General features: G+C 48.0%; 13 protein-coding genes. 1 reads left to right on the top strand and 12 read right to left on the bottom strand.

What is annotated here, in order from left to right; all coding sequences use genetic code 11:
- Positions 1-5: 5 nt before the first annotated feature.
- The 6 genes from ACR32F_RS12015 to ACR32F_RS11990 all read right to left on the bottom strand — a co-directional run bounded on the left by ACR32F_RS12015 (position 6) and on the right by ACR32F_RS11990 (position 6,170).
- Positions 6-551: a hypothetical protein gene (locus ACR32F_RS12015; protein ID WP_440118910.1), complete on the bottom strand. Its 546-nt coding sequence runs from the start codon at positions 549-551 to the stop codon at positions 6-8.
- Positions 552-652: 101 nt separating this feature from the next.
- Positions 653-1,363, bottom strand: coding sequence for a hypothetical protein (locus ACR32F_RS12010; RefSeq protein ID WP_440118909.1), 711 nt, complete (start codon positions 1,361-1,363; stop codon positions 653-655).
- Positions 1,360-2,343: an ATP-binding cassette domain-containing protein gene (locus tag ACR32F_RS12005; protein ID WP_440118908.1), complete on the bottom strand. Its 984-nt coding sequence runs from the start codon at positions 2,341-2,343 to the stop codon at positions 1,360-1,362. Before ACR32F_RS12005 ends, ACR32F_RS12010 begins: the two co-directional genes overlap by 4 nt.
- Positions 2,344-2,348: 5 nt before the next feature.
- Positions 2,349-4,079 (bottom strand): arginine--tRNA ligase, encoded by a 1,731-nt coding sequence (gene argS / locus ACR32F_RS12000; protein WP_440118907.1) that lies wholly within the window; start codon positions 4,077-4,079, stop codon positions 2,349-2,351.
- A 617-nt stretch (positions 4,080-4,696) separates the two neighbouring features.
- On the bottom strand, positions 4,697-5,032 hold the full coding sequence (locus ACR32F_RS11995) for a four-helix bundle copper-binding protein (protein ID WP_440118906.1): 336 nt from the start codon (positions 5,030-5,032) through the stop codon (positions 4,697-4,699).
- Positions 5,033-5,096: 64 nt separating this feature from the next.
- Positions 5,097-6,170: a CobW family GTP-binding protein gene (locus ACR32F_RS11990; RefSeq protein ID WP_440118905.1), complete on the bottom strand. Its 1,074-nt coding sequence runs from the start codon at positions 6,168-6,170 to the stop codon at positions 5,097-5,099.
- 170 nt (positions 6,171-6,340) lie between these two features.
- Between ACR32F_RS11990 and ACR32F_RS11985 the strand changes: the two genes are divergently transcribed.
- Positions 6,341-6,859 (top strand): MogA/MoaB family molybdenum cofactor biosynthesis protein, encoded by a 519-nt coding sequence (locus ACR32F_RS11985; protein WP_440118904.1) that lies wholly within the window; start codon positions 6,341-6,343, stop codon positions 6,857-6,859.
- Between the two features lie 111 nt (positions 6,860-6,970).
- Here ACR32F_RS11985 and ACR32F_RS11980 read toward each other — a convergent pair whose 3' ends face one another.
- The 6 genes from ACR32F_RS11980 to ACR32F_RS11955 form a co-directional block, all read right to left on the bottom strand.
- Complete coding sequence (locus tag ACR32F_RS11980; protein WP_440118903.1) at positions 6,971-7,525, bottom strand: hypothetical protein; 555 nt, start codon at positions 7,523-7,525, stop codon at positions 6,971-6,973.
- 75 nt (positions 7,526-7,600) lie between these two features.
- On the bottom strand, positions 7,601-8,620 hold the full coding sequence (locus tag ACR32F_RS11975) for an oxidoreductase (RefSeq protein ID WP_440118902.1): 1,020 nt from the start codon (positions 8,618-8,620) through the stop codon (positions 7,601-7,603).
- 406 nt (positions 8,621-9,026) lie between these two features.
- Positions 9,027-10,481, bottom strand: coding sequence for a nicotinate phosphoribosyltransferase (locus ACR32F_RS11970; protein ID WP_440118901.1), 1,455 nt, complete (start codon positions 10,479-10,481; stop codon positions 9,027-9,029).
- 195 nt (positions 10,482-10,676) lie between these two features.
- On the bottom strand, positions 10,677-11,240 hold the full coding sequence (locus ACR32F_RS11965; RefSeq protein WP_440118900.1) for a cysteine hydrolase family protein: 564 nt from the start codon (positions 11,238-11,240) through the stop codon (positions 10,677-10,679).
- 63 nt (positions 11,241-11,303) lie between these two features.
- Complete coding sequence (locus ACR32F_RS11960; RefSeq protein WP_440118899.1) at positions 11,304-12,107, bottom strand: NUDIX hydrolase; 804 nt, start codon at positions 12,105-12,107, stop codon at positions 11,304-11,306.
- 64 nt (positions 12,108-12,171) lie between these two features.
- Positions 12,172-12,591 carry a PaaI family thioesterase gene (locus tag ACR32F_RS11955; RefSeq protein WP_440118898.1) on the bottom strand — a complete coding sequence of 140 codons (420 nt, stop codon included), beginning with the start codon at positions 12,589-12,591 and terminating at the stop codon, positions 12,172-12,174.
- Positions 12,592-12,833 lie beyond the last annotated feature (242 nt).

Below are 12,833 nucleotides of genomic sequence, written 5' to 3'. Positions count from 1 at the left end.
GGCGCTCATTCATCCTCTTCCAAAGCCCGGGCTTGCATACTCTCGGCATGCATTCGCTCCAACGTTTGCAAAGCTGCTGCTGATTCAGCATCCAGACCAAGCTCTGCAATCCATGCGCCCGTATAATGCTGGAGACTAAGCTCCAACTCCTGTGCGCGGTCCTTGAAATCCTCTAATTCCTTAATCATGCGTGATCGTCCTTCCGGACTGAATGTTTCATGGATTCGTTCCTTGAAATAATGATGTACAATGCTATTGCGCTGTTTCCATAATTCATTTAATTGGCGAGTCTCTTCCTCCGAGAAAGTAAAATGATGGCGAACCTCGTGAATCAGTTGTCCAAGTGAACTGCTCATTTTTCGTTCGTACAAATTCTCCAAATCTTCTTCGGATACCGCCTTGCCTTGAGACATCTTCATTAATAAAATTAGATTGACCAGCTGCTGTTCAAGCGCCTGACCATAGTACACAGCCAATCCGTAATATGCAAACAATTCCCTGGAGTGTTCGCTATCCAGCATGTCACCATTCTGCATGTCTGTATTTTGCATAGGCGAGCGCCTCCTTTATCTCCGTACAATGCTCTCCATTTAACGTCCCTCTATCGTAACCAAACAAAGAGCAACATTCAAGTTGTGGAAATGTACGACTCCTAACTCCGCAAATCTCTTCTTCCAGAGAGCCAGAGATGAAGAATTAGTAACACCCATGCATAGATTACAGCCCACAACGTAATCAAAAAAAGGGAATCTATCTTTAAATCTTCAAATAACATCATTTCACGAACCAGATAAAATGCCGGGGGCAGAATGCGACCAAGCCATTGCAGCGATTCAGGCAACCGTTCAATTAATGAACCTTGGACAAACGATAATAACAACACAACAATTAAGGCTGGCATACTACGGCTAAGCAAGGGTATGTATGATTTTTGAAAGAAAACGCTAATTCCCAGTCCCAGCAGTGATAACGCCAGATGCCCCAACCATGCCATGATCCACTCCTCACCCGTGGGCTGTCTGTCGAACATCCCCGTAAACACCGGGTACATAACCGTAATTGCAATAAGCATTAATTGCGTAACCCATGCACAGATTAACTGGCCCATTACAACCTTACGCCTGCTTCCTGCGTGAAGAATGAGCAATTGATACTGCCCCGCAGGTTCCGTATTCATCACCATCAATCCCAGCCAGGCGGCACCAAAAAAAATCAGCATGGCCGTGACACTGTAACTGTCCGCAATAGGATTAGGTTTGTAAGAATAGATCAGTAGCATAGTGATGATATATAAGATAACCGGTGCAAAATATTTTTGTGAACGGATGTGGTGCCTTAACAAATATCGTGTCAGATGGATCATGGAGCATCTCCCCCAGCAGCATCTATGACAGATCTTGGGACTACAGATTCTGTGACCTGTTCATGAAATGAAGTTTCAGCCGGGTGATGTCCTTCCAGCAGACTTTCCATATGTAATTGACTTTTCTCCTGCTGTACAGACACAATTGAACCTCCAGCCTCTAGAATCATGCGGATGATTCCGTCTACAGAACGTCTCGCTACTTTCAAGTTCAACAACGATTGGTTGGGATCGTTTGAGTCCTTTAGACTTTGAATACTTACAACGGGTTCGCCAACTTGTTGCAAATCCTCACGACTCCAGTGGCGGAATACTTTTCCCTTCTGCAACACAATGACCTGATCAGCCAACCGTTCAATCAGCAGTGGTTCATGGCAAACTGTAACGATGGATGCACCTTCATATTTCCATTTTCTGAGTAAGGATACGATTGACTCTTGGGCCGGAACATCCAAACCGGATAAGGGTTCGTCCAGCAGCAAAAGCCCCCCTGGTCCAGGCAACAAGGCCTGAATCAAATTTACTTTCTGTAGAGTTCCCTTGGACAATAGAGGTAACTTCTGGTCTATCGCTGTACCGAGGAACAATAGTTCACTCAGTTCGCTAATCCGTTGACGCAGTACCTTAGGGCGGACACCTCGAATCCGCCCCATATCCCACAAATACTCCGCAGACGTGAAAGGAAGACGAGGTAATCCATCTAGTGCATACATTTCAGAACCTTTAATCGTTCGATGGACAGTACCTGTATCAGGCAGCAGGATGCCAGCCAATATGCGTAACAAGGTGCTTTTGCCAGAGCCGTTTCTGCCAATAAGCACAGCACACTCCCCCTGACCCACTTCAAGATTGATTTGATTCAGCACCTGAACATTTCCGAGTCGTTTGCTCACCTGTTGGAGCAATGTACCTCGACCTTTTGAGTCTGGAGCAGCTTGCTGCGATTTCCAGCACAAGAGTCCGCGTGCATTCCCTGCCACTGGAATCACATCCGTTCCGGAGCTTGAACCCCAAGTAAATATAAGCTGTAGGCCAGACGCTCGGCTGTACGCTCGGCCAATGCCACCCGGAAGGATCTGACTTCAGATGGCGCGTCTGCAATCCGTTCTGCGTGATAGAAGCGGTTGAACGCTTGAGCAACATCGATCGCATATTTGGCAATGACCGAAGGCTCATTGCGATGAACTGCTTTTTCCAGATACTCAGGATAATCCACAAGCAGTTTCAGCAGTGTCCAAGAAGTGTCACCGATGCTCGCTGGAATGGTCCCGGTGTTAGTCACGCCCTCTATACGATTGACAGGGGAAGTATTGTTGTCATTTTCCACAATCGCCGTTTCTTCCGCCTTGGCAAGTACACTTTTAATCCGGGCATGGGTATACTGCACATACGGTCCGGTCTCCCCTTCAAAACTCACGGCATCCTCAAGAGAGAAATCCACATCGTTCAGCCGATTGTTACGCAGATCCCCGAATATAATGGCACCCACACCAACGGCTTCAGCCACGTCCTGAGCATTTGCAAGCTTCGGATTTTTCTCCTGAATAATCTGTAAGGCACGAGCGACTGCCTCATCCAGCACCTCCTGCAAAAAGACAACTTTACCACGACGGGTGGACATTTTCCGGCCCTCAAAACGCATCAAGCCAAACGGAATATGCTCACAATTCGCAGACCACACATAGCCCATCCGGGATAATACCGCAAATACCTGACGGAAATGAAGTTTCTGTTCACCCCCGACCACGTATAACATCTTATCTGCCTTCATCACATCATGACGATAGACCGCTGTTGCCAGATCCCGTGTAGGGTAGATGGTTGTTCCGTCTTTTTTGATAATCAGACACGGTGGCATATTCTCATCCTCCAGGCGTACCACGAGTGCTCCATCGCTCTCTTCCAGTAAACCTCGGGACTTGAGTTCTTCAACCACCGCCCCCATCTTGTCGTTGTAGAAGCTCTCACCTAGTGTATGGTCAAACTGTACATTCAAACGTTCATACATCCGATCGAATTCCTTCATGCTCACTTCAACAAAGAACGCCCATAGCCGCTGCGCCTCCTCATCGCCTTGCTCCAGTTTGCGGAACCAGTCGCGCGCCTCCATCTCCAAGGACGGATCATTCTCCGCCTCATCATGGAAACGCACATACAGTTCCAGAGACGTACGGATCGGCTCTGCCTGCAATGCTTCTTCATTGCCCCACCGTTTGTACGCTGCGATCTGCTTCCCGAATTGGGTGCCCCAGTCTCCCAGATGATTCACACTCACCGAGGTATAACCCGCTTCGTTATATAAACGATACAACGCTGCACCAATTACAGTCGAACGCAGATGTCCGATGCCGAATGGCTTGGCAATGTTGGGAGACGACATGTCAATCACGACGCGTGCACCTGCCCCCAGCTGCAACTTGCCAAATGCTGTACGACCCAGTTCTTCAAGCAGGTTCGGTGCCAACTCTTCCCGATTGAAACGTATATTCACATAGGGCCCTGCCGGAGAAGCCTCCAGCCCTGCCGCCTGCAATCCAGACGCAATATCTACCGCAATAACCGCTGGTGCTTTTTTCAATGATTTAGCCAAAATAAAACAGGGAAAGGCCGCATCTCCCAGCTCCGCTTGTGGCGGTACTTCCAGCAATCTCAATACCTCTGCTTCTTCCAAACCAGCTAATGGGGCAATGTGTATCGCAGCTTGCTTCATCAACATGTCATACACTCCTTCTCATCATTATTTTGGGCAAAATGAAATACAAAAAAGCTCTCATCTCTATATAAGAGACGAGAGCTGATCTTTACAGTTCCCGCGGTACCACTCTAAGTGAACAGGTTGCTCCCGATGTACATCCACACATACAATAAGAACCTGCTCCGCTCCATGCGAATAACGGTCGCCTACCGGACTGCCCTCAGGCCAATGTGCTACACCCCCTCTATCGGATGCATACATTTCTTCGGACAACCATCTCACGGGTGCGGTTCACTCAGATCATGCCATACCGGCTTCCACCTGCTCCGGCTCGCTGTCATGGTTGAATCTGGCTACTCTCCCGATCACGGATATTCATCGTTTCAATTCATTGCCATCATTATACATATCATGATCTGGTTTGGCAACCTGTGACATGCAATTGGCAGCGGAGCATTCTTTATAGTGTACAACGCAATTTTGTATGAAAGAACATGAACATTACCGAAACCATAAAGAGTCCCCTCTGGAAGACAACGCTTAAGCACATCGTGTCAGATGTCCTATCTTCGTTGTCTACCATGAGGGGATCCCGCCCATATCCTTTTTGATTTTATTTTAATTGAAAGAGTTAATATTTACGCTACGGCTGCCATTGTACGGCAAGCGTCTGCACATTTGCGGCAAGCTTCTGCGCAGGCTTGGCAGTGATCATGGTGGTGTTTGCCACACTCTGCGGCACAAGCCTCACAAGCTTTTACACACAATTCGCAAATTTCCGCGATGAAATCACTTCCGCGTGTCATGGCTTGAGCAGCAAAACTGCAAATCTCTGCACATTCCCGATTCAAACGAATGCAATCACGCAACATCGCCAGTTCATATTCCTTTAGACTCGATATGTAACATACGTTGCAAGCATTCATACACTCCAGGCAAGCATCGATACATTGTTGGTATTGTTGTTGTGTCATTTAAAGTTACCTCCCAGGCAAAGTTTGCTATGCTTCTTAATACCCAGTCTGGAGGAACCTTGAATCATGGAGCCTCATTTATCGCTTCCAATTCCAGCAGTTGGCTACGAATGACATTTCGATCAAAATGTTCACCTATAAATACAGCGACGTTTGGCACATCTCCCTGAGGTGTGATCTTCATGTAATCCGATTCGCGGTAGGCATACTGGAACCAGAACCGACTGGCTGTATCACTAAATGACAAGATACCCTTCGCCCGATACACGTCCCGTGGCAATTCAGATATCAAACGTTCAAAGGCCTCGCTGTTCACCGGCTGGGTGAAATAATGCGTATACACCATAACATGTTCATGAGAAGCATGGGAATGGGTGTGATCATGATGCCCTTGCTCAGGGTCTTCCTGACCATGACTGCATCCATGCTCTGCACATGCTTCGGAATGAACGTGATGTTCCTGCTCTGCATGCTTACTCGCTTCATCTATTGATTGATAGGCATGAACATTGTCTCCGCTATGAAGCAGCAGATCCATAGCGACTTTGCACTTCACTGCAGGTATGACAGGTGCGAAGCCATTCCAGCGCGCGAGCAGGTCCTTCAGATCAGTAAGTTCCTGTTCATTCACCCGATCCGTTTTGTTCAGAAGAAGTACAGACGCACAGCGAATCTGTTCCTGCATCAACTTGAACGTCTGTCCCTTTTGCTCCTGGTACAGCCCGGACAGGTGCGCCGCATCCACGACGGTAATGAGACTTTTCAGCTCCAGTCGCATATAGAGTGAAGTTTCCGTTACAGCATCCAGAATTTCCATCGGGTTCGCGGCTCCGGTTGCTTCGATGATAATGACATCAGGCGCCTCCTCCTGCACAAGCTCGGCAAGCTGAAGCCCCAAATCACCACGCACGGTGCAGCAGATGCATCCACCTAACATTTCCGTCATCGGAACGGTAGAATCGACAATCTGGCCATCCAAATTGACGTCACCCAACTCATTCATGACCACTGCGGGCCTGAGACCACTTTGTTGCCAATGTTCAATCAGTTGAACAAGCAGAGTGGTTTTGCCACTTCCCAAAAAGCCTGACAATATGTATACAGGTATGGATGATTCATTTAATTTTAGTTCATTCATTACTGTTCACCTCTCTGTTTATCCAATGGATCTGGTCTATCTCTATCCTAGCGAGTGTACACTATCCTGCATTCTTTTCGCAATCCTTGCCTTCTCGTTCAACCTTCGTTGCCTCAAACTACTGAATAGTCTATGCTATGAGGACATGTTGATGGAGGAGGATGTTAGATATGACCAGTTCAGTGGAACAACATCGTCAGGAAGCCCCCGACACGGTATCTTGCATGATTGTAACGGTATCGGATACCCGCACCAAGGACACGGATACAAGCGGACAGCTTATGCATCAGCTACTGACTGAATCAGGTTACCAGATCGTCGAATATATCATTACACCGGACGAAACGGAAACCATTCGAAGCATACTTCAGGATGCAGCAGTTCGTGACGATATTGAAGCCGTGCTGCTCAGTGGAGGGACCGGGATTGCACCACGAGATACAACATATGAAGCAGTGTCTTCACTACTCGACAAGGAGCTGCCAGGCTTCGGTGAAATCTTCCGCTTCCTCAGTTATACCGAGGATATCGGTTCAGCGGCCATTCTTAGCCGAGCGGTAGCTGGAACGATTGGGCGCACAGCCGTATTCTCCATGCCAGGCTCCAAAGGAGCTGTTAAGCTGGCAATGGAAAAACTCATTTTGCCTGAGCTGCGGCATGTCATGCGCGAAATATATAAACCCGTCTGATATTCAGACGGGTTTTTCGGGTTTTATTTTAAGCAATACGACAAGAACGTTTCGTAGCCATAGGTTCCTTTTATCCCAGGAGAAACGACAGCTGGCTACTACATGCCGCCATTACTTTAATTGCTCCAGCACATGCTGGAACACCTGCATGACGTCCTGTTCATAATCGTCTTTTTCTCCACCGGAAGCCGTATAGACCAGGGAAACATATGCTTTACTGCGAATCGTTGTTTTGCCAAGCACATTCTCCAATACAGCCTCATCGTTATCATCATTATACATTTGTTTCATTCGGGCAGCTCGAGTGCGCGCATCACTGAAAATGTGGACTTTCACGATATGCCTGCCACTCCCATTCAACAGGTACATATAAGAAATTCCGCCCTCACCGTCATCTGCGGACATGTTGTTCATCAATTGGATGTCCTTAGCGGCGAAACTCTTACTAAGCTCTTTAATGAACGTACCGTTTAACCCGTGGCCCTGACTCTGTGCCCGTACATTTCCTTCATCCGTGGCTTGTCGGGTATATACCTTCCGCTCCTGCTCAATAGACGATGCTGAACAAGCCACCAGGGACCACGCCGCTAGTATGATGAACCCACTTACAAGTGCCCACTTGATTCGTCCAGATCTCCGATACAACTCTTTTCCGCCAACACGCATTCTCAACCCTTCCTTTCCCGCCACATACGTTGTGACGCAATCAGGTAGAGTTAGCATGTCTAAGAGAAAAGAATCTTATTCGGCAGGCGCCTCAGACATCGTGTTAACTACCGTCCGACCTACAGCGCCACCCTGCAGAATCGTTTCCAGCGTCTGTGGCAGCTGTGCCCAGGAGATTTCCCGAATCCCCAGTTCCAGCGCACGATCCGGCTTCCATTCCCCTCCAAGCAGCTTCCAGATCCGTTCCCGCCGTTCCATAGGACAATAGACAGAATCAATGCCGATCAATTGAATCCCCCGCAAAATAAACGGAAACACGGTGGATTCAAACGCAGTCCCGCCAGTCAATCCCGATACGGCTACAGCGCCTCCGTATTGAATTTGTTTCAGTCGTTCCGCCAGTGCCGGACCTGCTGCAGGATCAACGACACCTGCCCAGAGCTGTTTGCCCATTGCTCCTTTGGCTGGTGCGTCCGCCTCTTCGCGCGAAATGACATGAGAAGCACCCAGATCACGAAGCAGCTGTTCCTGTTGAGCCTTCTTACCTGTACTGGCCGTCACTTCAAAGCCCAGCTTCGCCAGAATAGCTACCGCCATACTGCCTACACCTCCGGTTGCTCCCGTCACCAGTATCTTCCCCATCTCCGGAGTCACTCCAGCTCGCAGTATAGCATCTACAGAAAGTGCTGCTGTGAACCCTGCGGTTCCGATCGCCATCGCTTGCTTCTCACTAAGTCCCTTGGGAAGAGGAACGAGCCATTCGCTGCGCAAACGTGCGTACTGACTATATCCGCCAAAATGAGATACGCCAGGTTCGAAACCTGTGCTGATCACTCGATCACCTGGTGCAAATCGACCGCTCACCGATTCCTCTACGATCCCTGCAAGATCGATCCCTGGTACGATGGGATATTCGCGAACCACTCCGCCCTTTTCTGTTGTGGCGAGTCCGTCTTTATAATTGACACTTGAATATTGGACTTGGAGGGTTACATCGCCGTTAGGCAAATCCTCTTTCTTCAGCTGCTCCATAGCAGCCTTTAAGCCACCCTGTTCCTCTTTACGCACGACATATGCGGGAAAAGTTGTTTCCATTCGATATCCTCTCCTCATCTGAAATTTAATGTCAACACAATGTAATCGATCGGCATCATATGTACAAAGGAAGAAGTCCTGAACGCTTCCATCTCATGGTTGCATCTCCTCCTTCTTTCATCCCCGGCTGATATGCAATTGAAACATACAGCATTGCTCATGTCGAAAGGAAAGCTCGGAAAGGTGCAGGATTTGGCGTCTCCTGCGCTTTCCCGAGAAATAATGACTTCATTTCCTTGTGACATTCGACTGATAAAGGTTAGTATAACGCGGTTCATGGGCTGTCTGTCCATGAGGTTTCACACAGGGTTACTTCCTTAATCATTCGTAACACAATGAACCAGACCCCAAAAACCCAAAAAGGCATAACCCGGCATCTTCTTCCGGTTATACCTTTTTGGGTTCATTATTCTTCCGTGGATTGCACATGCTCAGCGATTAATTTCTGCTTCATATTCCAGGCTGCCGGGCTTATGTTCACACGGTAGATCTCCGGATTGAGCTTCCGCTGGTATTCTGGCCAGAATAGACCCAACTGCTCCCGATGATATGCACGAATCTCATCCAACGTAGGCAGCTCATACACTTTGCGTCCATTCACAAAGATCGGCTCCAGCATGTTTACCGCTTCGTAGCGGGTTACGGTCTTCTTCAGATATGGGTGTAGCGGGTTGAACAGCTTGAGCGGTCCGCCCTGTAGCGGCTGCTCTTCCCCAGGGTAACAGATATAATCGGCTATAGCTTTACCATGTTTCGGATCAATGATCCGGAACACTTCCTTTTTCCCAGGTGTCGAAACCTTTTCGGGATTGGCGGAAATTTTGATCGTAGGCAGCATGGCGCCATCCACTTCACGCTCCACCAATTTGTATACCCCACCCAAGGAAGGCTGGTCAGAAGCGGTAATCAGCTGTGTACCCACTCCCCATGTATCAATACGGGCGCCTTGCGCCTTAAGGTTGAAAATCGTATTTTCATCCAGGTCGTTAGAAGCTACAATCTTAACGTAATCCAGTCCAGCGTCATCCAGCATCTGCCGGGCTTGAATGGATAGATACGCAAGGTCACCGCTATCCAGACGAATCGCTTTCATCTTTTTACCCTGGCTTTCCAGCTTCTTGGCTGTCTTGATCGCATGCGGCACACCACTGTTCAACGTATCGAAGGTATCCACCAACAGGGTCACCTGATCAGGCAGCACTTTGGCATAGACGTCAAACGCCTCCTGCTCTGTCATAAAACTCTGCACCCATGAATGTGCATGCGTACCCGCTGTTGGAATCCCGAAGCGCTCTCCAGCCAGCATGTTGGACGTCGCATGAAATCCTGCTACATACGAGGCACGAGCGCCCCAAATGGCCGCATCCGCTTCCTGTGCCCGTCGTGTTCCAAATTCGAGCAAGATGTCTTGGTTCGCCACTTGTTTGATCCGTGATGCCTTTGTTGCAATTAACGTCTGATAATTCATAAAGTTAAGTATCGCCGTCTCCACCAGTTGTGTCTCCATAATGGAGCCTTCTACCCGAATGAGCGGTTCGTCAGGGAAAACGATTTCTCCTTCCTTCATGGAATGAATTGTCCCCTGAAATGAAAACTGGAGCAATTCTTCCAGAAAGACCGGATCATAATTTTCCTCTTGTTTGGATAAAAATTTGATGTCTTCCATCGTGAATCGAAGCTGGCTGATATAATTCACAATCCGTTCCAATCCGGCAAAAACGGCATAACCGTTACCAAAAGGGAGCTTGCGGAAATAGGCTTCAAACACCGCTTTCCGTTTGTGAGTTCCATTCACCCAATGGGCGTACATCATATTGATCTGATATTTATCCGTATGTAAAGCCAGGCTAGTCGTCTGCATTTGTCTCATCCTCTCTGACTTCCGCTTGTGCCAGCAGGCTATGCCTGCAGACACGGGTCAACATATGGAAACTCATTCTTCATGATTCGAATCAATCGTACAATAAACAAGTCTCCGGTTTATTCCTATTCACCAGATTCCGCATCCATATAACACTCGCTCGGCTACATATGGCTATAGGATACAGGGTCACACTTACAACCCTGCGAGCACGGTATCACTCGCTTTGATCACCTGAGCCCCCAGGCTGGAACGAAAATGTCCAAGCGCCCAATCATGTCCCGCTTGATTAAAGCTGGCTACAGCATCTTCATATACCGTAATGTGAAAACCTTTATTATAAGCATCCACTGCCGTATGCAATACGCAAATATCCGTACATACACCGATCAGTGCAATATCTGTAATTCCCCGTTCACGTAACCGGAGTTCCAGATCTGTACCGCAGAATGCGCTGTATCTTGTTTTATCCATCCACCGGATCTGGGTTTCCCGTTCATCCATGACCTCGGCCAGACGACCATATAGCTGTCTACCCTCCGTATCCCTGATGTTATGGGGCGGAAACAGTACGGTCTCCGGGTGATACGGATCATTCTCTTCATGTAGATCTACAGCCATGATTACTTCATGCTTGTTATTACAATAAGCTTCGGTTATCGCTGCTACCGTCTCCTCAATCTCAACCGCAGGCTGGCCTACAGGCAATGAACCTGTCACAAAATCACGTGTAAAATCGATTACAATCAATGCTTTCATCGTCCACACTCCCCTTTGAGAATAGGTTGATCCTGATTCAATCCATGGTGATTCACTTACGAATTACGTATAGATGGAAAGGCGGGGCACAAGTTCTGTGAAACGGTAGAGCTGTGCTGGACGCTGTGAGTACTGATTGGAGCTGAGCAGGTTGCCCTCTTCATCTCGCACTTCTTCCACTATGCCTTTGCGGCTACGAGTTGATGTGATCTTCCGAATGAAGTTCGGCTCTTCAAAATCAGGCACAACACTCTGTATAACCTGGTACAACTCACTTAGTGTAAAATCACGCGGCAGGAACTGTCGTGCAATTGTCGTTTCCAGCATCTGCTGCTGAATGCGCCGATAAGCATCCTCAATAATCGTCCGGTGATCAAAAGCCAGTTCAAGCTCTTGCAATGCTTCCTGAATCGTAAACAATCCAACATCCTCAGCATCATCCGCCGCTTGACGGTGTTCCAGCATCCATTCCTCTACCAGCGCAAAAAACGCATGAGAGATAATCCATCCCCTAGGGTCACGCCCAGGCTGACTATATACATTCAAGTACTCCAGATGTCCACCGTCCACACCTGTCTCTTCCATCAACTCGCGCTTCGCAGCACCATAGATGGATTCATTCTCCTGACAAAATCCACCCGGTAACGCCCATCTTCCCGCAAAAGGCCAACCTTTACGCTTGATCAGCATTACTTTCAGCTCACGGATGGGAAGTGTCTTCGTTACTGTCTTGCGCTCCCGTTTGGTCAAGGTGAACAAAACGATATCCGCAGGAACACCATCGGGGGTACGATATTTCTTGGAACTGTAGGCACGAGCTGCCTCTTCATCGCTCTCAGCATTGACGTGTTCGTAGTTTTCGCTCATGGGCACCACCGACTATTTTCATTTTGATAATTTCATTATGACATAATAATATCGTTTGTCAACCTTAGGATTCTGTGCTTGGTGTTCTTGTCCGAGCTATGCGGAATGTTGCAGTTGCCATACACCCCAGCGTTCCTGATGCATCACGGACCTCGGATTGAGTTGTTACGCTGCGTCCAGCCTGGTGCATTACTGTCGACGTCACCATTAATTCCCCTTGTTTCATGGGTGCCAGAAAATGTACATTTAGATTGGTCGTCACACAGCCGTCGACTTCCATTGCAGCTGTTGCTACCATTCCCATCGCCTGATCCATCAGGGATGTCAGTACACCCCCATGAATAATGCCCATGGAGTTAGTATGATGTTCACCCGCTGTCAGCGCGATCTGCACTTCTTTTCCGTCTCCTTTGATATATCGACAACCCAGGAATCCCCAGAATCGTCCGTTTCCTTCTTCCACCATTTTCTCTAAAATACCCATTATTGATTTCCCCTTTATTGCACTTTATGTGTAAAAGCCCATGATGTGTTCTATATAAATTGAACTAAAGAGTGTTTAGTTCAATTTATATAACTGTGAATATTCTCTTCCAGCACTTTGCCTTCCTAGTGCTGTTGTGAATGCTCCGTTATATTAAGCCTGCTCTTACGGATCAGGTCTTATCCAGTGAAGTTGTCATGAACTGTCTGCTACACAAAATAACCCCACAACGTGGAGCTCAC

This window comes from Paenibacillus hebaui (genome assembly GCF_051934385.1).
Classification (GTDB): Bacteria; Bacillota; Bacilli; order Paenibacillales; family Paenibacillaceae; genus Paenibacillus.
The sequence above is the reverse complement of the archived record's forward strand: the minus strand, read 5'-3'. Positions and strand labels throughout refer to the sequence as shown.